The 24,882-nt window shown below is 44.1% G+C and carries 20 protein-coding genes and 1 tRNA gene; 5 read left to right on the top strand and 16 right to left on the bottom strand.

Annotation, left to right across the window (positions count from 1 at the left end):
• Nucleotides 1-52: 52 nt before the first annotated feature.
• From BM378_RS18745 to mobI, 8 genes are all read right to left on the bottom strand, one after another.
• Complete coding sequence (locus tag BM378_RS18745; protein ID WP_074989766.1) at nt 53-1,021, bottom strand: calcium/sodium antiporter; 969 nt, start codon at nt 1,019-1,021, stop codon at nt 53-55.
• A 431-nt stretch (nt 1,022-1,452) separates the two neighbouring features.
• A complete protein-coding gene (locus tag BM378_RS18740; RefSeq protein WP_074989765.1) occupies nt 1,453-2,130 on the bottom strand; it encodes a response regulator in 678 nt (225 codons plus the stop codon).
• A 5-nt stretch (nt 2,131-2,135) separates the two neighbouring features.
• Complete coding sequence (locus tag BM378_RS18735) at nt 2,136-4,805, bottom strand: DUF4118 domain-containing protein (protein WP_074989764.1); 2,670 nt, start codon at nt 4,803-4,805, stop codon at nt 2,136-2,138.
• A 21-nt stretch (nt 4,806-4,826) separates the two neighbouring features.
• The gene (locus BM378_RS18730; protein WP_074989763.1) at nt 4,827-5,546 is read right to left on the bottom strand and encodes a TorF family putative porin; all 720 of its coding nucleotides are present in this window, start codon (nt 5,544-5,546) and stop codon (nt 4,827-4,829) included.
• Between the two features lie 97 nt (nt 5,547-5,643).
• A complete protein-coding gene (gene kdpC, locus BM378_RS18725; RefSeq protein WP_074989762.1) occupies nt 5,644-6,237 on the bottom strand; it encodes a potassium-transporting ATPase subunit KdpC in 594 nt (197 codons plus the stop codon).
• Nucleotides 6,238-6,239: 2 nt separating this feature from the next.
• Nucleotides 6,240-8,240: a potassium-transporting ATPase subunit KdpB gene (gene kdpB / locus BM378_RS18720; protein WP_256213688.1), complete on the bottom strand. Its 2,001-nt coding sequence runs from the start codon at nt 8,238-8,240 to the stop codon at nt 6,240-6,242.
• Nucleotides 8,241-8,259: 19 nt separating this feature from the next.
• Nucleotides 8,260-9,990: a potassium-transporting ATPase subunit KdpA gene (gene kdpA, locus BM378_RS18715; RefSeq protein WP_227006838.1), complete on the bottom strand. Its 1,731-nt coding sequence runs from the start codon at nt 9,988-9,990 to the stop codon at nt 8,260-8,262.
• 197 nt (nt 9,991-10,187) lie between these two features.
• Nucleotides 10,188-10,634, bottom strand: coding sequence for a conjugative transfer protein MobI(A/C) (mobI, locus tag BM378_RS18710; protein ID WP_074989760.1), 447 nt, complete (start codon nt 10,632-10,634; stop codon nt 10,188-10,190).
• A gap of 464 nt (nt 10,635-11,098) precedes the next feature.
• Between mobI and BM378_RS18705 the strand changes: the two genes are divergently transcribed.
• The 4 genes from BM378_RS18705 (at nt 11,099) to BM378_RS18690 (ending at nt 17,366) form a co-directional block, all read left to right on the top strand.
• Complete coding sequence (locus BM378_RS18705) at nt 11,099-12,073, top strand: ParM/StbA family protein (protein WP_074989759.1); 975 nt, start codon at nt 11,099-11,101, stop codon at nt 12,071-12,073.
• Between the two features lie 125 nt (nt 12,074-12,198).
• The gene (locus BM378_RS20485; protein WP_171040449.1) at nt 12,199-12,345 is read left to right on the top strand and encodes a hypothetical protein; all 147 of its coding nucleotides are present in this window, start codon (nt 12,199-12,201) and stop codon (nt 12,343-12,345) included.
• Between the two features lies 1 nt (nt 12,346).
• Nucleotides 12,347-13,588 carry a tyrosine-type recombinase/integrase gene (locus BM378_RS18700; RefSeq protein WP_025441390.1) on the top strand — a complete coding sequence of 414 codons (1,242 nt, stop codon included), beginning with the start codon at nt 12,347-12,349 and terminating at the stop codon, nt 13,586-13,588.
• Nucleotides 13,589-14,711: 1,123 nt separating this feature from the next.
• Nucleotides 14,712-17,366 (top strand): hybrid sensor histidine kinase/response regulator, encoded by a 2,655-nt coding sequence (locus BM378_RS18690; protein WP_036970603.1) that lies wholly within the window; start codon nt 14,712-14,714, stop codon nt 17,364-17,366.
• 3 nt (nt 17,367-17,369) lie between these two features.
• On the opposite strand, the gene rimI is transcribed toward BM378_RS18690, so the two are convergent.
• From rimI to guaB, 5 genes are all read right to left on the bottom strand, one after another.
• Complete coding sequence (gene rimI, locus BM378_RS18685) at nt 17,370-17,816, bottom strand: ribosomal protein S18-alanine N-acetyltransferase (RefSeq protein WP_065978446.1); 447 nt, start codon at nt 17,814-17,816, stop codon at nt 17,370-17,372.
• The gene (locus tag BM378_RS18680; protein ID WP_036970608.1) at nt 17,803-18,105 is read right to left on the bottom strand and encodes a hypothetical protein; all 303 of its coding nucleotides are present in this window, start codon (nt 18,103-18,105) and stop codon (nt 17,803-17,805) included. Before BM378_RS18680 ends, rimI begins: the two co-directional genes overlap by 14 nt.
• Nucleotides 18,106-18,173: 68 nt before the next feature.
• Nucleotides 18,174-18,250, bottom strand: a tRNA-Trp gene (locus tag BM378_RS18675).
• A gap of 146 nt (nt 18,251-18,396) precedes the next feature.
• Nucleotides 18,397-19,974: a glutamine-hydrolyzing GMP synthase gene (guaA, locus tag BM378_RS18670; RefSeq protein ID WP_065978447.1), complete on the bottom strand. Its 1,578-nt coding sequence runs from the start codon at nt 19,972-19,974 to the stop codon at nt 18,397-18,399.
• 101 nt (nt 19,975-20,075) lie between these two features.
• Nucleotides 20,076-21,545 carry an IMP dehydrogenase gene (gene guaB, locus BM378_RS18665; protein WP_036970614.1) on the bottom strand — a complete coding sequence of 490 codons (1,470 nt, stop codon included), beginning with the start codon at nt 21,543-21,545 and terminating at the stop codon, nt 20,076-20,078.
• 135 nt (nt 21,546-21,680) lie between these two features.
• Between guaB and xseA the strand changes: the two genes are divergently transcribed.
• Nucleotides 21,681-23,015 carry an exodeoxyribonuclease VII large subunit gene (xseA, locus tag BM378_RS18660; RefSeq protein WP_036970617.1) on the top strand — a complete coding sequence of 445 codons (1,335 nt, stop codon included), beginning with the start codon at nt 21,681-21,683 and terminating at the stop codon, nt 23,013-23,015.
• Nucleotides 23,016-23,026: 11 nt separating this feature from the next.
• Here xseA and BM378_RS18655 read toward each other — a convergent pair whose 3' ends face one another.
• From BM378_RS18655 to BM378_RS20480, 3 genes are all read right to left on the bottom strand, one after another.
• Entirely contained in the window at nt 23,027-23,686 is a 660-nt protein-coding gene (locus tag BM378_RS18655; protein WP_074989758.1) for a hypothetical protein, read from the bottom strand.
• A gap of 34 nt (nt 23,687-23,720) precedes the next feature.
• Nucleotides 23,721-24,545 (bottom strand): serine O-acetyltransferase, encoded by an 825-nt coding sequence (gene cysE, locus BM378_RS18650; RefSeq protein ID WP_036970620.1) that lies wholly within the window; start codon nt 24,543-24,545, stop codon nt 23,721-23,723.
• 129 nt (nt 24,546-24,674) lie between these two features.
• A complete protein-coding gene (locus BM378_RS20480; protein WP_162898024.1) occupies nt 24,675-24,851 on the bottom strand; it encodes a hypothetical protein in 177 nt (58 codons plus the stop codon).
• Nucleotides 24,852-24,882 lie beyond the last annotated feature (31 nt).

The following is a 24,882-nucleotide window of genomic DNA, read 5'->3' as shown; positions in this document are numbered from 1 at the left end:
ATGCATTTGAAGCGAGTTCAAATGCAAATTTCTTGATTTTTAAATGTCGTTATCAAATAACAGACGAAACTAACCAGACATTGTAAGCACAAAATGCGACCAACAAGCCCGCACCTTCAAATCGGTTAATCCGTCCAGCGCCACGAAAGCCATACGCCATGAATAGTAAAGCAAGTGTCAAACCCATCATAACCAACCAGTCGCGGGACATAACCTCGCCAGACAAGCTTGTAATAGGAGATATAACGCCTGCTATACCCGTTACTGCCAGTAAGTTAAACATGTTCGACCCCACCACGTTGCCAATAGCGATATCATGTTCACCTTTTCTAACCGCGATGATGGATGCTGCTAATTCAGGTAGCGACGTTCCCAATGCGACAATTGTTAAACCGATAATTAAATCACTTACACCGAGTGCCTCTGCAATACTCGCCGCTCCCCAGACAAGTACTCGCGAACTCACTATCAGTAATACCAGGCCAATCACCAGCCAAAAAACTGCCTTTTTTATCGGCATGGCGTGCTCTGTCAGCTCTTGGTCCATTTCGCCTTCTAATATGTCTCCTTTGCCTTTCATGGCAGAGTAAATACTCCAGCCAATCAACGTAAAAAAACCTACCAAAAGAAGGATTGATTCAACACGAGTTAACGCGCCATCCCAAAGGAAATAACCCAGCGCTAAACTTATCAGTAATAATAATGGGATTTCTTTTCTGACTATTTTTGATTGCACTAAAATTGGCGTTATAATGGCGGTAATACCCAGTATCAATCCGGTATTAACAATATTTGAACCCAGCGCATTACCAAGGGCCAAATCAGGATTGCCATCAATGGCCGCCATGGCAGAGACCACCATTTCAGGTGCAGAAGTACCAAAACCAACAATGACCATTCCAATTAGCAGTGACGGCATGCCAGCATATTTGGCAGTCGCGGCTGCACCTTCAACGAAGCGGTCAGCGCTCCAAACCAATAAAATAAAGCCACCTAGAATGGCTAAAGAAGCAACTAACATGATATAAACCTCCCGTTTATCAAATGGCTATTGTTACCACAGGAGATGTTGTTTATAAGTTGCTTAATGGATTTTTCGAATGAAAGTTTACAATTATTCTCACTGGCATAAGGTGCCAATCGGTTGTTCTCAATAACGATAGTTAGCTGTGACATGAATATATCCTTGGGGTGGTTCGGACAAAGGCAAACGAGACTCTCCACCCCGAGAGCGCCATTTGCCTTAAGTCTTGTCAATCCAATTTGGACATAACCGCCACGAACTGCTGTTCGGGGACTGTTGACGATTATCTCAGTAAAACTGAGAGACTACTCCCCTAAGGTTAGAGATATATTGTATGACCATTTATACTTATTTACAACTTAGTAATAAGCATTGAATCTGCACGCAGTATGTTGGCTCATCTTTGACTTATTATAGAACACACAACTTTACACCATTAGTCGGTAACCGATACCCGCTTCGGTGATCAAATAACGTGGCGTGGTTGGATCATCGCCTATTTTATGGCGAATATGACTGACTACAATACGTAGATAATGGGTATTTTGTGCATGACTTGGCCCCCAAATATGTTCTAACAGCTGTTTTTGGGTAATAACGCATTGTCGATGTTGAGCAAGTTTTGCAAGCACCGCATATTCTTTTGGGGTCAGTTCTACTAATTTGTCATTACAGGTCACTAAACGCCGTGCTAAATCAATTTTTAAATGACCATCATCAAGTACAGAGGCGGTTTTATCTGGAAATCGGTCTCGCAGCTGTGCCCTCACCCGAGCTAATAACTCTTCCACGCTAAACGGTTTAGTAACATAATCTTGCGCGCCAATATCAAGGGCTTTTATTTTATCGAGATCCGCACTGCGCACTGATAACACAATCACCGGCACACTCGAAAAACTACGAATTTCGGCTAATAGCTCTAAGCCATCTCCATCAGGCAAACCTAAATCCAAAATAATTAAATCCGGTTGCTGGCGAACAGCCGCTGCCAACCCGGTACTCACTGATTCAGCCTCACAGACCTCATAACCAACACTTTTCAGTGCAATTCGCAACATTTTACGGATCTGAAATTCGTCATCTACAACTAAAATATGTGCCGACACGCAGGTTAACCTCTTGCTGGTATGTCTTGGGGATCGGGTAAGGGCAGTTCAATAATAAAACGCGAACCACTGCCAGAGCGGGCTGTATCAGCCTTAACCTTACCGCCATGAGCCGCAATCATACCACGGCAAATGGCTAAGCCCATACCGGTATTGTGTCGTTTACTATCACCATCGGCGACCACGTAAAACATATCAAATACTTTTTCTTGTAATTCTTCTGCAATGCCAGGACCGTGATCTTCGATTTCAATGCGACACAGTCGGCCATCCTGATTAGCAGTAATAGTCACCGGCTCATCAATTGGGCTGTATTTTGCTGCGTTTTCCAAAATATTAAAAATGCCTTGCTCTAATAAAGCCGCATGAGCATACAGCAAAGGCAAGTGTTTTTGCTCTTGATAGTCCACTTCAATATCAGGAAATAAATATTTTAAGCGCAGCTTTGCACTGCCAATAATGTCAGCAACAGGCACCCAATCGCGCTCTAATTTTAAGGTACCATGACCTAAGCGAGTCATATCGAGTAAGTTTTCAATGTAACGATCAAGACGTCGGCTTTCATGTATGATGGTTTCAAGTAAATCTACTCTGTCTTGCGCTGATAGCTGTTTATCGAGTACTTTTAAGCTTTCTGCCGAGCCCATCATGGCAGACAAAGGTGAACGTAAATCATGGGACACTGAAGCTAATAATGCCGAGCGAAGCTGTTCCATTTCCGCTTTGCGGGTCGATGCTTCAAGCTCATTATTAAGATGAATACGTTGCCACACATTAACCATTTGCTGTACAAAGGTACGGATCAAATTGTTATCTTGCTCTGTGATCACCTCTTGCTCTTTGGCAAACTTAAGCAATAGTACTGCAATCGATTTATTATCAGCTTGTATTGGAAATGCCGTCCAATCACTGGCATTTAAGGTATCGCTAAAACGACCAGCCATTTGATTGTGGGCATAACACCAATCAACCATAGCTTGATCAAGTGACTGTAAAGGCAAACCTAAACGAGGACTGATATGTTGCTGATGATGCTCAAAAACCACTACATGAGCTGGACAGCCCAGTGCTTGCTGTAACTGCCCTGCCAAGGTTAGGCACAATTCATCGGCTTGATTGATCACCGTTAATTGCTGAGCAAAATCACGTTGCAGCTCAGTATAACGATTCACCTCTTTTAATAATAAGAACTGTTGGCGAATACGCGATGCCGCAGGCCCACACACAACACCAATCACAAATAAAAACAGTAAGGTGGCAATATCATCATTTTTATTAACGAAAAAGGTGTAATACGGATCGGTAAGAAAAAAGTTAAAACTTAAGAATGACAATAAAGCAGTAAAAATAGCAGGCCGCGCGCCGTATTTTAAGCCACAAAATACCACAGCTAATACATACACCAGTACTAAGTTATCACTTTGCAACCAACTTGATAATGCAAGTGCAACCGCGCTGGCTACAGCAACCAAAAGTGAACCAAACAAATAGCCCATTTTTTGGCCAAATGCCAGTGACGGAGCGGCTTCTGTTACGTACTTGTGCTGGCGTTTACTGGCTTGCCAAACCGACACTTCTATCGGTAAATCGCTATTGATTAATTGTTGATATAAGGGTTTACGCCATGGTTGCAAGCGCCGCTTAGTGCCCGCGCCCACTAACACGGTATTGATCCTATGTTCACTAATATAGGGTAAAATTGTTTGTAAACTAGAAGGGCCACGTAATGTATCTGTTTCTGCTCCCAGCTCTTTTGCCAGCGCAAAAGCCGATTGCAATCGTTTTTGTTCAAGCTGATTATGTATTTTTCCAGTATCCACCCACACCACAATCCAAGGCGTGTTGCGTTTTTCAGCCATTTGTCGGCCAATACGAATAAGGTGTTCATGATCACGGCGATTCGAGATCAACACCAACACCTTATCTTGAATTAAATAATCGTTACTGCGCGCTTTTGCTTCTTGTTCATTTCTTAGTTGATCGTCAACATGCCCGATCACCCGCTTCATCGCAATTTCACGTAGTGCGGTTAACGTTTCTAATTGAAAAAACTGCTGTATCGCTTGTTCGGCATAGTCACCAAGATACACTTGCCCTTGGGCTAAGCGGTCCAATAAATGATTAGGTGCTAAATCGACGAATACCAGTTGCTGAGCGCGATCTATAAACTGATCGGGGACGGTTTCTTTAACCCTAACACCACTGATCTGTAATACCAAATCGTTGAGACTGGCAATATGCTGCACATTCATGGTGGTATACACATCAATGCCCGCTTCCAGCAATTCTGCGATATCTTGATAGCGCCTTTTATGGCGACTACCGGGAATATTAGTATGAGCGAGTTCATCAACCAAAATCAGTTGCGGTTTGGCTGCCAATGCAGCATCGAGATCAAATTCACTCAGTTGTTGATCGTGATAACTAATTTCACGTCGAGGTAAAATATCAAAGCCTTCGAGTAAACGTTGCGTCTCGGCTCTGCCGTGGGTTTCAATCAAACCTATTTTTACCGACGCTCCTTGTTGCATATATTCTCTGGCCGCATTAAGCATGGCACAGGTTTTTCCAACGCCAGGGGCGGCACCAATAAAAATTTTTAGTTGCCCACCTTGATGTTGTTGCAAGCTTTTTAGTAGCGCATCGGCTTTTTGGTTACGAGGATCAACGGCCACGGCAGTTCCTTTTCAGTGGAATTAAAAACTTTTTGCTACACTTAATAGCAAACGGTTATCGCATATATCAGCGCAGGCATCACTGGCAATTGAATTGCCAACATAGCCAACTAACCAAGTTAGCCCTAGTTGCTCAGTTGACAGCGTCAGCGCCCAATCAGTATACCCTGAGCCATCCATCACTGGCGAGCCTAAAAAGGTTTTAAACTCTTGATCATTATCGAATTGATTGTATCCTAAATGCCAATTTAGCTGTAGCTCACTAGTTAATGTTTGTTGCCAATCAAGCGATAAATACCAAAATTTGCCCACATCGTTACCAAAATAACTATCACTCAGCGCTAAACCAAGTTGCCAATCTTGGTAGTTTAACTTAGCGTAACCTTCCATGTAGTTATAGCCTGTCATGTCATTATCACCTTCTGGATATCGATACTGTACTAGCCCCATATCTAAAGCCCAGTTTTCATCTAAAGCCCAATTACGACCCAGTGATAAATCCAGTTCCATACTGCCTTCACCAAAACGAATATTTGACCCCCACGCACTGGCGTACCAACCATCCTGATGATTAATACTCACGCTACCTTGAATTGCAGGCCCCTGCTCAGTTTGCGAAATACCACGAAAATAATAATCAGATACCAAGGTTACAGAGCCTTCACTACTGAAAGGGGCCGCCACGACACCAGCACTAGTCATTACGGTTGCAGCCGTTACTAAAGAAAGTATAAAACGCATTATTGTTTTCCTATAAAAAAGCGGGAGAGAAACAGCTCTGTACTAAGACGAGAGCGGCAGTCGATTGTCCCGCATCACAATCGACTAACTAGTTAATTTATAGAGGGTAATTTTTATCAAGAGCTAAATTTAACAGCAGCACATTAACCCGAGGCTGACCAAAAATTCCCCATTGTGCAGACTCGTTATATTGCGCAACCAATTGCGATACTTGTTCCGTACTGATCCCCCGAGCTTGCGCTACCCGCTCCACCTGTAACGCCGCAGCGGCTGGGCTAATGTGTGGATCCACTCCCGACCCAGAGCTGGCCAGCAAATCTACCGGTAACTGCTCAGGCTCAAGTTGATAGGTCGAAGCCAGTGCAGCGCTTTGCTGCGCCACTCTATCGCGTAACTCAGGGTTTGATGGCGCTAAATTACTGCCCCCCGTTGCCATAGGATCATTATCAGCGCTGCTTGGTCGGCCATGAAAATACACGGTACTCGTAAATGGCTGAGAGATTAACGCCGATCCCATCGCTTTACCTTCAACCATCACTAAACTGCCTGTTGCTTGAGTGGGAAATAACATACCGCCAAGGCCTGTTATAATCGCCGCATAAAAGCCGCCGCAAATTACCAACATACTAACAGCCAAGCCGATTGCAGGACGCCACGGTGCCTGTCCAGAACTATGATGTAATCTATTCATGGTTAAAATACTCCGTTAAGTAGTAGGTCAATCACTTTAATGGCGATAAACGGCAGCGCAATCCCGCCCAGACCAAAGATCAACATATTGTTGCGTAGCAGCTTTTCTGCGCTGATAGGCTTAATTTTCACACCTTTTAATGCCAGTGGAATTAGGGCTGGAATAATCACTGCATTAAATATCAGTGCCGACAGCACAGCCATTTTCGGATCGGGTAACTGCATAATGTTTAACGCATTGATGCTTGGCATTGCACTGGCGAACACCGCAGGTACAATCACAAAGTATTTTGCTACATCGTTTGCTAATGAGAAGGTGGTTAATGCGCCACGGGTGATCAACATTTGTTTACCCACCGCAACAACAGCAAGTAATTTAGTGGGATCGGAATCTAAATCCACCATGTTACCCGCCTCTTTCGCAGCTTGCGTGCCTGAATTCATGGCTAAACCCACATCTGCTTGCGCCAGTGCAGGCGCATCATTCGTGCCATCGCCCACCATCGCTACGAGTCGACCTTGTGCTTGCTCTTTGCGGATCAGCTCAAGTTTATCTTCAGGTTTTGCCTCAGCCACAAAGTCATCCACCCCTGCCGCAGCCGCAATTGCACCAGCCGTGATAGGGTTATCACCGGTGATCATGACAGTACGTACGCCCAATGCTCTTAACTCAGCAAAGCGCTCGGCAACACCAGGTTTGATCACATCAGAGAGTTGAATAACCCCTAAAATTCCTTTCTCGCTGGCAACCACCAAAGGGGTCGCACCTTGTTGTGCAACGCGCGTGACGATTGAATCTAAACTACTTGGCACTGTGAGGTCACGTTGTTGCGCCCAATTTTTTACCGCATCAGTTGCCCCTTTTACCCAACATTCACCGCTTGCTAGTTGTATTGACGAAAGACGCGTTTGTGCACTGAATGGGGTAAACTCATCTTGCTCAGTTAACGTTGGAATGCTGTATTCACCTTGCTCAGCAAGCTGAACAATTGATTTTCCCTCTGGAGTGGGATCTTGCAATGAACTCCAAAGTGCACCAGCAACTAATTCACTTTCAGCAACCCCTGAGACCGGAAAAAACGCTGTTGCTTGGCGATCACCAAAGGTAATCGTGCCTGTTTTATCAAGTAGTAAGGTGTCAATATCACCGGCAACTTCAACGGCTTTACCTGACTTTGCAATAACATTTTCACCCAAAGCACGGTTCATACCCGCAATCCCAATCGCCGGTAACAAGCCTGCAATAGTGGTCGGAATTAAACACACCACCAGTGCAATTAACATTAACCAATCCAGCTCAATACCGACAAACCCCGCCATTGCCGGTAAAGTGGCAACAGCAATTAAAAACACTAAAGTTAGGGCAGCCAACAGCACCGTTAAGGCCAGTTCATTAGGTGTTTTTTGACGGTTAGTGCCTTCAACTAGGCTGATCATTTTATCAAGAAAGCTGTGTCCTGATTCTGCGGTTACTTGCACTGTAATTGTGCCACTTAGCACTTTAGTACCGGCAATAACACCTGAATGATCTGTACCCGCTTCGCGAAGTACCGGCGCTGATTCACCGGTTAATGCCGATTCGTTGATAGTTGCCACGCCAGTGACAATTTCACCGTCGGCTGGGATCAACTCACCACTGTGAACCAAAACTATATCACCGGCTTTTAATTGACTTGCAGAAATCTGGCTTTGCGTTTTACCGTCAACCCGTAAAGCAGTTAAGTCTCGACGCGTTGCTTTTAAACTACTCGCTTGGTCGCGTCCGCGTGCTTCGGCAATGGCCTCCGCAAAATTGGCAAACCATAGAGTAAAAAACAGCACTAAACTACTAGCCAAAGCAAACGCAATATTGTCACCGGCAACAAACTGTTGCACCGTCATAACCATAGCTAACAGGGTGGCCACCCACACGACTAGCATAACGGGGTTTTTAACCGCCAGTTTAGGATGAAGTTTGGCAAAAGCCTGCCAACTGGCTTGTGTTAATTTTGATGTATTATTCATTTTATTCACCTGCATACTGCTATTGCGCTAGCACCACAGCGGCTTGCTGTGATATCTCAAGAGCTTCACCAATCGGACCCAATACCATAGACGGTAGGAATGACAGGAAGTTAATAATCAGGATCACTGTAATTAAAGTGACAGCGAACGTGACGTTATACAGTGGTAAAGTACCGGCACTGGTAGGCACTTGACGCTTTTTCGCTAACGAACCAGCAATTAATAGTGGAATAACCAAAGGTACATAACGGCCTAAAATTAGTACCACCACACAACTTAGATTCCACCATGTGGTGTCATCCCCCAGTCCTTCAAAACCAGAACCATTGTTTGCAAAGGCAGAGGTGTACTCATAAAACACTTGGGCAACGCCATGTAAGCCTGGGTTGCTATTGCCTGTTAATGCAGGAAATGCCACTGTGATAGCAGTAAAGGTTAAGATCACTGCACTTGGCAGCACTAATAGCACGCCTAACCAACTGAGCTCACGCTTTTCCAACTTACGACCAAAAATTTCAGGGGTGCGGCCAATCATCAAGCCGGCAATAAATACCGCTAACCACACATAAACCAGAAAGTTCACAAAACCACATCCAATACCGCCCCAAATACCATTGATCAACATCCCCGAGCGGGTAACAAGCCCAGCAATCGGATTAAGTGAATCATGCATAGCATTCACAGAGCCGTTAGAGGTTTGAGTCGTAAATGTGGCCCAGAGCGCCGATAAGTCAGTCCCAAGGCGAACTTCTTTACCTTCCATATTTCCGGCCTCTTGAGCTAACCCAGCAAAGGCGGCATTAGGCTGCTGCTCGCTGTAAACAGCGGCACCAATAAAGGCCAAGCTAAGCAATCCCATGACCGCAAGCGATAACAAGGTAAATTTTTGTCGGCGCAATAGGCCACCGGCCATAAACACCACTGCCATCGGCACCAATACCAAGGCAATGGTTTGAATCGCGTTACTGACTGGGGTTGGGTTTTCTAAAGGATTACTACTGTTAGGGCCAAACCAGCCGCCGCCGTTAGTGCCTAATTGCTTGATTGAGACCATAGCCGCAACCGGCCCTAGTGGGATCGTTTGTTCGCTCAACGTTTGTTGTTGTTCAACCACGTCCACCGTTGGACTCGCCTGATAACTTGAAGGCACACCTTGACTGGTTAGCGCAAGTGCAACAATCGCAGCCAGTGGCAGCATCAGTCTCAGCACTGCACGCACGGTATCTTGATAGTAATTACCTAAGTTACGCTCTTCACCTTCTTTTGCAGTTGTTGCATTACGGCCTCCTAACATGCCGCGTAATACCGCAACACAGACCGCCAATGCCATTGCCGGAGTAACAAACTGCAAGGTAAGAATGACAAAACCTTGGCTTAAATAACTCAGCTGAGCCTGCCCAGAATAGTGCTGTTGATTTGTATTGGTTAAAAACGAAACCGCCGTATGCAGCGCCAAGTCCCAATCTAATGCCTCAATATCATTAGGGTTAAGGGGCAATATATGCTGAAATTGCAACAGTAAATAGGCGATAATGCCGAGCACTAAATTACTTAACAAAAACGCGATACCGTAACTTTTCCATGTCATGCCATGACGTGGGTTAATACCCAGTAGTTTAAATATGCCATTTTCTATTGGCAAAAAAACCTTATCACTCCAGTGTGATCCCGCAGAGAATATACCGGTCATGTAACGACCCAATGGCCATGCTAACAGCACAGCTAATGTAAATATTAGTAGCACTTCCATCAGTGATTCCTTAAAACTTTTCAGGTGCCAACATGGCAACAATCAAAATGGCGCTTAACACGCCAAGTATTAATAACAATAACCAGCCCATAACGTTCCTTAGTGAGAAAACCGAATCAGTACAGTAGGTTGGAGCGGTGTAAAGTTTCTAGATTGATACCTGATGAAGGCGTAAAGATTTCGTAAAAATTAAAGCCCTAGCAATAAGCATTCACCCTTCGACGCAGCATGTTGAGCTTATCAACCTGGCGTCGAATATCACTGAAGAATTCTTCTTTCTCCATGGCTAGCGCTAACTCCCATTCTTTGGCCAAACCTTGGCAGTCTAAAAATGCGTATCTCAGCTTCGTCTTTGAAATACGCAGCCCCTTGCTAAAGACCACGCGCTTGCCTCGTTGACCGTGAAAACTGTTGATGTACCACTCTATGCCAAAGCCATACTTAAAGTCTCTGATACGGACACCAAGCAGACCCCAGTCTTTAAAGGGCTCATTCTCTCGAACCTTGTAATGGGTAACCCAAAAGTCATCAACTTCAGCTCGTGCCAGCGCTTTTAGCCTGTCCGTTTCTTGCTGAAGTAAATCTGATACCTCTGCTTTCCATTGTTCATTGACGATTTCTACCAAACCAATTTCCCCATCCAATTAACCCCAAAAGCCAAAACCACTATCCGTTTGGCTTTTGGATCGAAACGCCAAACGTAAAACTGCCGTAACAATCACTGTTTGGCGTCTCGATATAAATCAACTCGCGCAATCCCATACCTGACAAGGGATACAGGCCGATTTCACTTAAAAACGCCTAAAAAGACGTATCGCCATGAAGATATAAACCGTTTGGCGAGTTCAGGCCAGAATGCAAACGACGTTTGGCGTCTCGATTTTTTTGGCTCAGTCATCCGCCGCCAAACAGAGCCTATTCTCATACTTTTGCGAAAATGCAATAGGCAGATAGATGAAAGGATTTGTCACCTTTCTGCCCACCGCCAGTGCACCGAATCCTGATAATGACATTTGAGTGAACCGCCAGAGCACTTGGAATAGCCCAAGCATGGCCAGTGCGGTTGATTGAAAACCGTTAGAGCACTTTGAGTGCACAGGAGATAAGTATGTTTGTACTAGGCGTAGATATCGGTTACTCAAACCTGAAGTTGGCAATTGGCCAATCAGGCAGTGAACCGAAAACCATTATTCTACCTGCGGGTGCCGGTCCTGCGGATCGTATGCCAGAGCGTATCGATGGAGGCGATGATGACACTTGTTTGTATGTGTCTGTCGATAATGAGCGTTGGGCCGCTGGTGTTCCTGCTGGACGCCTTCAAGGCTGGGAACGAGAGCTTCACCCGGAATATCCCACCACAAAAACCTATAGGGCGCTTTTTCATGCCGCCTTGTTAATGGCTGAAACAGAGTCCATCGATTTGGTTGTCACTGGATTACCGGTTTCCCAGTTTCATGAACCACAACGTAAGTCTGACCTTGTGCAGCGTTTAAAAGGTGTCCATCAAGTGACGCCTAAGCGCAGCATCACCGTTCATGACGTCAAAGTGCTGCCGCAGCCTGCCGGTGCCTATATGGATCTGGTTCAAACAGGTGGAGATTTGGACTTGATCGAAGAAGGTCGCGTCGTCGTCATAGATCCCGGCTTTTTTTCTGTTGACTGGGTTGCCCTTGAGGCCGGAGAAATTCGCTACAGCTCTTCAGGAACCAGCCTTCAGGCAATGTCCGTGCTACTGGAAACCATTGATAAGCTGATTTCACAAGATCACGGTGCCAAAGTAGGAATGGATCGACTTGAAAAAGCCATGAGAACAGGCGACTTGCAGGTCCTGCTATTTGGAGAAAAAGTCGATATTTCACCTTATCTGAATGCTGCCATGAAAAAGGTAGCGCCTGTCGCTCTTACAGCCATGCGCCAATCTATGCGCGACGAAAGCATTAATGCGGACTTGGTATTGATCGCCGGAGGTGGAGCCATGGCTTATAAGGAAGCGGCCAAGGAGATTTTTTCACGAAGCAAGATCATCGTGCCGGAACAGTCTGTTTTGGCGAACGTCCGAGGCTTCTGGTTTTATGGGGCGTGATCATGAGAGTTGTCGTCAACATTCCCCCAGGGAGCCACCCAGAACTACTCAAAGAATTGGAAAAGACGCCACCACGGGAACGCGCTGAGCGTCTGCGGATGCTGGCCACCTTTGGGTTAATTCACATGAGCCAACCCAATCTATCCACGACATCTGCACCGGTGGATGGCCATGCACCAGAAGTTGAAATTACTTCTGTGAGTACAGCGCCAGAACCCAAAGCAGAATCACGTAAACAATCTTTAAAATCAAAACTAGGGCTGGGCTTATAACATGGCGTTATCAGTTAGCTGGCTCGATGCCAGGTTAAATAAAGAAGCAAAAGAAACCGTAGTAAAAGCCGACCGAGATGGGCTAAGTGCTCGGGTATCGCCCAAGGGCAAAATTGTTTTTCAGTTTCGTTATCGGTTTGATGGCAAGCAACAGCGGGTAGACATAGGTACTTACCCACTTATGAAGCTTGCTGAAGCTAGGAATGAGCTGGATAGGTTAAGGGCGGTACTTGATCAGGGCAGAAACCCCAAGCTCTATCTACAGCAGGAACGGGCCAAGTATTCTGCCAACCAAAGCTTCGAATCGATTTTTCGAGACTGGATAGACTCTGCCGGTAAGCAAGGGCTAAAGGAGAAAACGTGGCACTACCAAAAGCGAAGCAGTGAAATATATTTGCTGCCCCGACTTGGCAAGTACCCATTAACTGACATCAATGAATTGTCCTTAAGAAACTGTCTTCGTGAGGTTTCGGAATCGTCTCCGTCAAACACAGAACGCCTAGTGTCTGTACTGCATAAGTTCTATGACTGGCTGATTGATGAACAGATCTTGGAAATTAACGCTGCCGCTGGGATCACAGCGAAGAAGGTTGGCGGTAAGAAAGGCAAACGAACTCGGGTGCTAAATGACAACGAGATCAGGATACTTTGGCGCTATTTGCATGAGTCAAAAATCACTGAGAAGAATCGCATCTACATAAAATTGCTTCTGCTATTGGGCGGTCGCAAGGGCGAACTCATTCAAGCTGAAAAGCATCACTTTGACTTGCAATCTGCAATGTGGACAGTGCCTATAGAGATCCGTAAACAAGGAGAGAAAATAGGAGCGCCGATCATGCGGCCATTGATTAAGCCAGCTATTGAGCTGATTGAACTGGCGATGCAGATGAGCAAATCAACCTACTTGTTTCCCGCGAACGGACAAGAAGAGCTTGCCACAAATGGCTTTGATACCACTATTCCTAATAATGTGAAAATCTGGGCTCGCAGATCGCTTGGTATTGAGATGGAACATTGGTCTATGCATGATCTTCGCAGAACGATGCGAACGCGAATGTCTGCCATCACGACGCAAGAAGTTGCCGAGTTGATGATTGGCCACAGCAAAAAAGGGTTGGATGCTATCTACAACCAATATCAGTACCTGGATGAAATGCGTCATGCTTACGACGTTTGGTATCAACAGCTAGAGACCATCATCGAGCCGACAGGCTTTCCGTTCAACTGGCGTTTCGGACAGTAAAAGAAAGAGGCTCAGTCCTCTTTCTTCTCATACTCCTCCAAATCTTCAATGTGCCACAGCTTGTTTCGTGTATTTCGGTTAATACGAGGTTGCGGCAAGCTGCCATCTTTTATTCTTCGCCAGAGCGTCGTATAGCTAATGTGGTAACGAGCCATCACTTCGTAAGACGTTAGAAAAGGGGTTACCTGGTGCGCTACTGCTGTCATCTACATTCTCCTGAAAATCAATGTAAAACTATCATCGCCTGATTCATCACTTGTTGATGGTCAGAAAGATGCATGATTTGTTCAGAAGATCAGCCTTATCAAAACACAAATGTTGCTATTAGGTACTTTTCAGCTCAAACCTATGAATAACAAGGGCTACAAGGCGGTTTGTGTCATGAATAGCAATCAACATGCCTAACGAGAAAAATTTGTACACACTGTTTGTACACTCGCAACGATGACACACCAAAAAACACAATGACGAACCCTTTAAATTCATAAGCTTATAAACAAAAAACTAGAGATGATCGCATTTATTCCGCTTTTGTAATGTCGAAACCAAAGTATCAAAAGCAGGAGGTACTTTCTTCATCAAACCCAGTAACCACAAGGCCTACAGCCAGATTTGTGTCATGGAATTTTCGCCAAAGGCCTTTAAAACGGAATTTGTACTCAAGTTTGTACACACTTTCCGAGGTTACGCTTGAACATCATTGAAAAGCAAATAAACGAGAAAAAGACAAAAAGCCTTTAAATTCAGTACGTAGAGATGTGATTGTGGTGTGCAATGAAAGGTGATTTTAAGCGTTGAAAGGCTGGGCGGCATCAGGGTGCGAGATAATCGCAAAGGTGCGTCGTTTATTAATTTCGGTAGTTAAATTAGACATGTAAGCTGCTTTTAGTCATAACAAAGCACACCTAGCGGCTCTAAAAACGAGAGGCCTCGGTGCGCACTGAAAAATAAAATAGAATTGCGGGCATTATACCCTGTTTGTCTTAGCCAAAAAAGCAGCGATTGTAAGTAATTATTCCCCCTTGATAAGCAATTTTCGTTGTTCACTTTTTTGCTAAGCTTGTGTAATCAAGTTGTAACGCATACTATTGACAAATTGCACGGAGGGATATCAATTTAGGTCATGAAAACCAGTAAGCTCAGTATTCGATTATTATGGTATATCACGCCATTAGTGATCTTACCTTTGTTGTTTTTAGGTGGCTTTACGTTAACCAATGTGACCAATTCAACAAAAAAACAAGCAGAGCTTATTGTGAGTCGCTTTGTTGAGCAGCAACAGCATAAAATTTTCAACTATATTGACTCATTTCATTCCATCACTCGCCTTTTATCAACCTCTCCGGTACTTGCCGATTTTTTAGCACGCGAGCCTAATTCGAAAAATCAGTATATAGAACACCTCGGCGAGTTAATGAATGTATTTGCCAGTTACTCAGAAGCGTACCCTGATATTGTCAGCATTAACTATGTTGACTCGCAAGGTAAAAGTGATGCGTTTTATTCGAGCCAATTAACTCCTGCACCTAAAAGTTACCCGTTTTTTGATCAAGTTCTACAGTCTAATTTACGTCAACAACAATTTATGATCCCCAAAGAAGACGGCTCAACCAGTCTTTATTTTGTGCACCCTATTTACAATATCGACTATTACTTAAAACGACCCCAAGAGTTAGGCTTTATCGTTGTTCATGTTGAGCCATCAATTTTGAACACCAGTATTTTAGAAGCCCCTTTTAATAACACCTTAAACCTATTTTTGACCAGTAAAGGGCAAATACTCTTTAGCTCCGACTACGATTTACGGGGCAACTATTTAAGTGAGTATGAATTAGAACAAATTAAAGGCTTGGCCGATTATGGCAAGCTGTCTAGCATTGAATTGTCGAGTATCGATAAAGAAGAGCGTATTATTTATGCGGTACAAATGACCGATGGCGATTATTATGTATCGACCACGCCCAAAGATTTACTTTACCAATCTGGTAAAGCCATTAGTTTAATCACCGCGCTGATTGTGATCATCTCGGTTATTTCGTTACCCATTTTAATTTATATTGTGGTACGCAATTTACTACTCACCCCTGTTGAGTTATTGGGTGCGGCCAGCCATCGCGTTGGAGATGGTGACTTATCGGTGTATTTACCCGCCCACACCAATGATGAAGTCGGTGTATTATTTAACGACTTTAACCACATGGTGAACCAGATTCGTCATTATCAAGATGAGTTAAAAGAGTATAAACACCACCTAGAAGATAAAGTTGAAAGCCGTACAAAAGCACTTGAAGCAATGAACAACAAGCTTGAAATAGCCATTGCACAAGCTGAACAAGCGAATCAACTTAAAAGTCGTTTTTTAGCGAATATGAGTCATGAAATTCGCACGCCTCTTACTGCCATTATGGGGTTTACCGAACAGCTACTACACAATAAAGATGCCGTGAATGACGACCAGCATTTAAGCACTATTTTAAGAAACTCAAAACACCTGCTTGAGCTCATTAATAACATTCTCGACTTATCAAAGATTGAAGCTGAGAAGCTTGCTGTAGAGTGTGGGCCATGCTCAGTCGTCCAATTAATTCATGATCTTGATTCGATTATTCGTCCACTGGCAAACGAAAAACGATTAGAGTTTACAATTAACTACAGCCTGCCAATTCCTAAAAGTATTAACAGTGATACGACCCGTTTAAAGCAAATATTAATCAACATAGCTAGTAATGCAGTGAAATTTACCGAACAAGGGCATATCTCCATTGATATTCGCTACAACAGTGCAAAACAATATCTAGAATTTGCGATTCAAGATACAGGTATTGGTATGTCAGAGCGCGAAGTTGAACGGGTGTTTAAACCGTTTGAACAAGCCGATGCCACAACAACTCGCCGCTTTGGCGGTACTGGGTTAGGACTTTGTATTTCGAAAAACTTGGCTCAGCTATTAGGAGGGGATGTTTACCTTAAGAGCGAGCCCGGTATAGGCAGCTGTTTTACAGTGCAAATTGCGTGTCACCTAAAACCAGAGCAACAACAAAATGACGCCTTTATTCATAACTTAGAGCAATTGTCACCCAGTAAAGATCTACAGCTTTCTTTTGCCTCAAATAGTTTTGATGCAAATATATTGGTCGCCGAAGATAACCCTGATAACCAATTGCTTATCAAACTGTTATTACAGACCTGGGGACTTGAGCCAGACATCGCGAAAAACGGCGCAGAAGCCGTTGAAATGGCACTCGTCAATGACTACCAACTCATTATTATGGACATGCAAATGCCTGTTATGGGTGGTTTAGAGGCGACGCAAATGCTGCGCCATGCAGCCTACGATGGCCCAATCATCGCGCTTACGGCAAATGTAATGAAAACCGATGTTGACACCTATCTCGAAGCAGGCTGCGATGAAGCACTTGCAAAACCGATTGATAAAAATGCCCTTGAGCAAGTGCTGGTTAGTTATTTAAATATTGAAAAAGACAGTCAAAACAAGTGGGAAAATTTACTCAAGAGTGAGAAGTTCCAGCAAATTAACGACAACTACCGTTCTAAATTACCTGACTACCTCAACCAAGTCGTGCAGTTGTACCGAACTAAAGAGTGGGAAGCATTACGCTCGCTGGCACACAGTCTAAAAGGCAGTGCGGGTTGCTTTAGCTTTGAGGAAATCCATGAGACTGCGGGGCAACTCGAAACGGCACTACGCAGTAACCAAGCCCAGCAAATAGAACAAAGTTACGAAATGCTTATCAGTGCGTTAAAAAAGGCTTCTTAAACGCTAGAAGCGTAAAGTTAAGCCCATTAAAATGGCATCTTCGTTACCTGTTGCTGTCGGATAATAATTTTTTCGCACCGACATATGAGAAAAACCTGCACGCTCATATAGTGCAATGGCACGCGTGTTTGACTCTCGCACTTCTAAAAATAGATTCTCAGCGTGCTGTTGCTCACCATGATGAATAAAAGCATCTAAAAGCTGCTTTGCAATGCCCTGCCCCTGATGACTTGGCGCCACACAAATATCCATTAACGTGTAGTCAGGCCCAGCTTGCTCACCAATGTAAAAACCAAGCATCTCATCACCTTTAAAAGCGGCAAGATTAAAGTAACGTCCAGCTAAACACGACAACATGGTTTTTTCGGTCCATGGGTGACTGTGACAGGCATTTTCGATTGTCATTAGCTGAGTTATATAATTTGCATCAACAGGCTTAAAGCTTATCAAGTTGTTCACCAATTAAAGACCACAATTGTTTTTTTTGCTCACTGTTAAGTTTCTCACTTGGTAAGGCTAAACAGCCATCCTGCCAGCTTATATTTGGCGCTTTGACAACGTGTGTAATCACCAAAGGAGCACATGCTTTTTCAAGATCATGATGAAACTGTAACGAGAGTGTAAGCGGCGTTTGCTCAGACATTGGCGCATGTTCTACTTGAACATCAGGCACTGTTCGATAGTGTTGGTTTAACTCTAAAGATTGTACAGAAAATATCGCAGCGTAACTTGGATTCATAACAACTCAATCATGATTAAGAGCAAGTAATATAGGGAGATTTGCGATTAAAGTAAAGCGGGAAGAAATGGCAGGGGCGGAGAGATTCGAACTCCCAACCGTCGGTTTTGGAGACCGCTGTTCTACCAATTGGAACTACGCCCCTGCAATGACGATGAATTATATAGAGCTTTTTATAAAGGTAAAGTAAAAAAACACAGTTTGTGGTTCAACTGCTTTCAAAATAAACAAAACGGCGAATTAGCAAGCTAATCCGCCGTTTTTTATACGGTAGTTACAGAAATAAAAGGATTATTCCCACTCGATAGTTGCAGGTGGCTTACCTGAAATATCGTAAACAACGCGTGAGATACCATCAATTTCATTAATGATACGGTTAGACACCACCCCCAAGAACTCATAAGGTAAGTGTGACCAACGTGCTGTCATAAAGTCGATTGTTTCTACACAACGCAGTGATACAACCCAATCATACTTACGCGCATCACCCATTACACCGACTGATTTAACAGGTAGGAATACCGTAAACGCTTGGCTTACTTTGTGGTAAAGCTCAGCTTTGTGTAGCTCTTCGATAAAGATAGCGTCTGCACGGCGAAGTAAATCACAGTATTCTTTCTTGATTTCGCCCAGTACACGTACACCTAAACCTGGCCCTGGGAATGGGTGACGGTAAAGCATGTCGTACGGTAAACCTAACTCAAGACCGATTTTACGTACTTCGTCTTTGAATAGCTCACGTAAAGGCTCAACAAGACCCATTTCCATGTCGTCTGGTAAACCACCTACGTTGTGGTGAGACTTGATTACGTGTGCTTTACCTGTTGCTGATGCAGCAGATTCGATCACGTCTGGGTAGATAGTACCTTGACCTAACCAACGTGCATTCTTCAGTTTCTTCGCTTCTGAATCAAATACTTTGATAAATGTATGACCAATTGCTTTACGCTTGTCTTCTGGGTCTGATTTACCGGCAAGATCTGCAAGGAATTGATCTTCAGCATCTACTTTGATGATGTTTAGGCCAAACTTGTTACCAAACATATCCATGACTTGTTGGCCTTCGTTTAAACGAAGTAAACCGTTATCAACAAATACACAAGTCAGCTTGTCGCCAATCGCACGGTGAATAAGCATCGCAACAACCGATGAATCAACACCACCTGAAAGACCTAAGATAACTTCATCGTCACCGACTGTTTCTTTAATTCGCTCAATCGCATCGTCGATGATTTTTGCAGGTGTCCAAAGCTTTTCACAGCCACAGATATCAATCGCAAAACGCTCAAGAAGACGAAGACCTTGGTGAGTATGTGTCACTTCTGGGTGGAATTGTACGCCGTAAAAACGCTTTTCTTCCCATGACATAGCAGCATGTGGACACGTTGATGTTTTAGCAGTCGTTTTGAAAGTATCAGGTACTTCCATTACTTTATCGCCGTGGCTCATCCATACATCAAGTACGCCTGCGCCGCCATCTGTAATGTGATCTTCAATAGCATCGAATAACGCACAGTTGCCTACTTTTTCAACTTGCGCATAACCAAACTCTTTCTTATCTGAGCTGTGTACACTTCCGCCAAGTTGCATTGCCATTGTTTGCATGCCGTAACAAATACCAAGTACAGGCACGCCTGCATTAAATACATACTCTGGAGCACGTGGGCTGTTATCAAGCGTTGTTGACTCAGGGCCACCCGACAAGATAATACCTTGTGGGTTAAACTCGCGGATTTGCTCTTCTGTTACATCCCAAGCCCACAGCTCACAGTAAACACCAATTTCACGTATACGACGTGCGATTAATTGCGTGTATTGCGAACCAAAATCTAAAATGAGAATTCGTGAATCGTGAATGTCTTTGCTCATGGAGTATCTCGTTAGTCAGGAACTGCTCTCCCACAGGGGAGATGAAAAATAAATAAGGGCTAGCATATGCTAGCCCATGTAATTTCAATACGTTACGGTTATTAACCTAAACGGTAGTTTGGCGCTTCTTTGGTGATTTGCACATCGTGAACATGTGATTCACCCATACCAGCCGACGTTACACGGACAAACTGAGGTTTAGTATTTAACTCTTCAATTGTCGCACAGCCAGTTAAGCCCATTGCACTGCGAAGACCACCCACTTGTTGGTGAATGATTGTCGCAATAGGTCCTTTATAAGCAACACGGCCTTCGATACCTTCAGGAACAAGCTTGTCTGCTTCGTTCGATTTCTGGAAGTAACGGTCTGATGAACCTTCTTTTTGGTTCATCGCACCAAGGCTACCCATACCACGGTATGACTTGTAGTAACGGCCTTGATATAGCTCAACTTCACCTGGTGCTTCTTCTGTACCCGCGAGCATTGAACCCACCATGACACATGATGCACCCGCAACCAGTGCTTTTACGATATCGCCAGAGAAACGAATACCACCGTCAGCAATAACAGGAATGTCACGGCCTTTTAAGCCTTCAACTGCATCTGAAATAGCGGTGATTTGTGGTACACCACATCCTGTAACGATACGTGTAGTACAGATAGAGCCTGGGCCAATGCCCACTTTAACGGCATCAACACCTGCATCAGCAAGGGCAATTGCACCTTCAGCTGTCGCAACGTTACCCGCTACGATTTGTAAATCTGGGTATGTTTGACGAGTTTGTGCAACACGGTCGATAACACCTTGTGAGTGACCATGTGAAGTATCGATAAGTAATACGTCAACACCCGCTTCAACAAGGGCAGCGATACGCTCATCAGTACCTGGGCCAACACCTACAGCAGCGCCTACACGTAAACGACCTTGTTCGTCTTTACATGCGTGAGGTTTGTCTTGTGCTTTTTGATAATCTTTTACAGTGATCATGCCTTTCAGTTTAAATGCATCATCAACTACAAGAATTTTTTCGATACGGTGCTCGTGCATGAGACCTAAAATTTCATCGCGGTCTGCACCTTCTTTTACAGTCACTAACGATTCTTTTTTCGTCATCACTGTAGAAACAGGCTGCTCAAGTTTAGTTTCAAAACGCATATCACGGCTTGTAACAATACCTACAAGGTTATTGTCAGCGTCGGTTACAGGGAAACCTGAAAAACCTTTTTCTTCTGAAAGCGCGATAGCATCAGCAATTGTTAGATCCGCAGTCACAGTAACAGGGAAAGAAACAATACCTGCCTCGTACGTTTTTACTTTACGTACGTTTTTAGCTTGCTCTTCGATTGTCATGTTTTTGTGGATAAAACCTAAACCGCCTTCTTGCGCTAGCGCAATCGCCAAGCGAGCTTCTGTTACAGTATCCATAGATGCTGAAACTAGCGGCAAGTTAAGTTTGATACCACGCGTTAAGCGAGTTGAAATATTTGCCGTGTGTGGCAAAACAGTAGAATGACCTGGTACTAAAAGTACGTCGTCAAAGGTAAGAGCTTCTTTAGCAATTCTAAGCATTTTGGCAACTTCTCACATGTGGATCTGAGTATAAGGAATTGCGGCCAAATTTTATCAGCGTTATGCGCATGAGTAAATAAAATTCCGCATTTATTTATGATAAAGTAGACGCAGTTTATTTTATTGGGGTTTTAAATGGCTTTAACGCACTCAACACAGCCTATTTATACGGTCTCGCGCCTAAATAAGGAAATTCGCCATGTTTTAGAGCAAGGCTTTTCATCACTTGTGTTAACGGGCGAGATTTCTAATTTTATTGCCCCGGCTTCAGGCCATTGGTATTTCACTTTAAAAGACGACAGAGCTCAAGTGAAAGCGGCTATGTGGCGAGGCAATAACCGTGGACAGACTTTTCGCCCAACAAATGGCGCGCAAGTCACAGTGCGTGCTCGGGTTTCATTGTACGAACCGCGCGGTGATTATCAACTCATTGTTGAGCATATGGCACCGGCTGGTGAAGGGTTACTAAAACAAGAATTCGATGCACTGAAAATGCGCCTTGCCGCTGAAGGCCTTTTTAGTTCTGCACATAAAAAGCCCCTCCCCACTACGATAAACCGCGTTGGTGTCATTACCTCTGCGACTGGGGCTGCCATCCGCGATATTTTAACCGTTTTAAAGCGTCGCGCACCGCAGCTTGAAGTTGTGATTTACCCTGCCATGGTGCAAGGGGCTGATGCCCACAGCCAACTTATTGAAAAAATTAATATTGCTAACCAGCGACATGAAGTTGATGTATTAATACTCGGTCGTGGCGGTGGCTCATTAGAAGATCTATGGTGCTTTAACAATGAACAACTCGCCCGCGCTATATTTGCCAGTGAATTACCTATTGTCAGCGCAGTTGGGCATGAGGTCGACACCACAATCAGTGATTATGTAGCCGATATACGTGCCGCTACACCTTCTGCCGCTGCCGAGCTTGTTAGCCCTAACACGCAGGAGCTACACAATAAAGTCAGTCAGTTAGTGAAGCATTTACACCATGCATTTAAACATACACTGTCTGTTAAACGCAGCACTGCAACACAGTTTGAACATCGTTTGCAGCTGTGTCATCCGCGTAACCAGTTAAACCAGCAAACTCAAAAATTAGATGAGTTAACCCTCGCATTGCACAGCGCTATTAACGGTAAAATTCAGCATTATGAGCGCGTTCTTGCAAACTTAACACCGCGTTTAATGCAGCGTTCACCTGAAAAGCAGCTGGCCAGAAGCGAACATCAATTAGTGCAATTACATGGCCGTTTAACGCAAGCTATGCAACAACAGCTCTCAATCTCTCGTAACACCCTTTCACTGCAAGCAAGCCGTTTAGACTCGGTGAGTCCGCTAAGCGTGCTAGCACGTGGCTACAGCATCACTAAAAATGAGCACGGTCACGTTGTGAAGTCAGTGGCTGATATCAAATCAGGGGAATTATTGATAACTGAACTAGCGGACGGCCAATTAAAATCAAACGTGATCTAGCTGTGCGTTATTTACTGTTCAGTACTAACAATGATGCTCAGAGTATCGTCGCTTGATGTGGAAGAAGAGTATTTAAACTGCTTCCACCAGCCTTGCTCCATCAACTTATCGCTGATATTTCGCCAATAATGTGCAGGAAGTGAATCAACCCCTTCAGGCTGTTGCAATTTAAATTCACAGACGGAGGTTTTACAGTTGGCAACAGTCATATCTGGCTGTACAGGTAAATCGGCCATGATAAGAAAGTCTGCCATGGCCGTTTCTGTTTGATACGCCCATGCTTCATCACGCGCCTGCTCTTCTAATAAACTGTACAATGCCTCGGTACGCGAATTAATCTGTTGCGGTGAGACAACCGCCGCTTTGTAACTGGCTATAATTGTTTGTTGATTTGCCACTTGCTGCTGTAACTCTTCAATTTGTTGCACAAGCTCAGTTGCCGTAGCGGATTCTATAGGCGCCTTGTTGAGTGGCTCATTTTGAGCGCTCATGGTTTCAGGTTTTTTAATGCTCACAGATGAAGTTTCATGCGGTTCATAACCAGCAACACTCGGCGCTGCTGGCTCAATGTCAGACGTTGTTGTAGCAGAAAAAGATTGATAGAACGACATCGCAGCAGCGCCACATAAAAAAGACGCTGCAACGACTAACCCTAAAGATAATTTAGACACTTCCGTTGCCCTTTAAATAACAATGTAATTGAAATTACAACATAGCACTCGTATGCGATTCATTGCTAGGGGTGGCTGCACTATCATCTAAAAAGTTTTGATTCATGCTTTCTGCGGGGCATGGGCAGTTTGGTTTACCGACTACTTTAGCTGGCACCCCAACCACCGTTGTATGGGCAGGAACAGGACTCAATACCACAGAGTTTGCGCCAATACGCGCACCCTCACCGACTTCTATATTACCAAGTACTTTTGCACCCGCGCCAATTAGAACGCCTGCGCGAATTTTAGGATGGCGATCGCCTTGCTCATTACCCGTACCGCCTAATGTCACAGACTGTAGAATCGATACGTTATCTTCGATAACCGCGGTTTCACCAATTACAATCCCAGTTGCATGGTCAAACATAATACCATGACCGACTTTACAAGCAGGATGGATATCAACGCCAAATACTTCTGAGGTTCTACTTTGAATAAAGCGAGCAAGCTCTTTTCTGTTTTGCAGCCATAAACAATGTGCGAGTCGGTGTGCTTGTATTGCATGGAAGCCCTTTAAGTTAAGTATCACAGTTAAATAACTATCGGCTGCGGGGTCACGATCTTTAACAGCTTTTATGTCATGGGCCACATGCGTTAGCATTAAGTCACATTTTACAAAGGCTTGGTCAAATAATTCACGAATAGTAAATGCTGACACGACGGCATCTGCCAGCTTATTAGCAACAATAAAACTCAGCGCCGACCCCAAACACTCATGATTTAACACACACGAGTAAACATGACTTGCTAATAATGGTTCGCGAGTAACGACTTCGTTTGCTTCTTCGCGAAGCTGTTGCCAAATTTCATGACGCATATTTTTGCCTTTCTGGTTGTACCTAACTGCTATGCCTTAAGTTTAACGGATTTGTAGCAAGATGTACTAACCCGTTGTTTATTTGTTCTGGTTATATCTAATAACCAGAGTGTCATCGCTACTTTTTTGTTATCTAACGGTTATTTTAGTGCAAGCCAATACGACAGTGACCGATACAACATCAATCGAACCACTTAAAATAATTCGCTTATATTTCAATAACAAAACCAATATGACATCTTGGCTGTCATATGCCAAAATAGGGACTGGCGTATCGCTGACGGCGTAAAAAACAAAAATAATCATTAAATTTACATCATCAACTTAACAAGGAAAC

Source organism: Pseudoalteromonas lipolytica, from assembly GCF_900116435.1.
In the GTDB taxonomy this organism is placed as follows: domain Bacteria; phylum Pseudomonadota; class Gammaproteobacteria; order Enterobacterales; family Alteromonadaceae; genus Pseudoalteromonas; species Pseudoalteromonas lipolytica.
The sequence above is the reverse complement of the archived record's forward strand: the minus strand, read 5'-3'. Positions and strand labels throughout refer to the sequence as shown.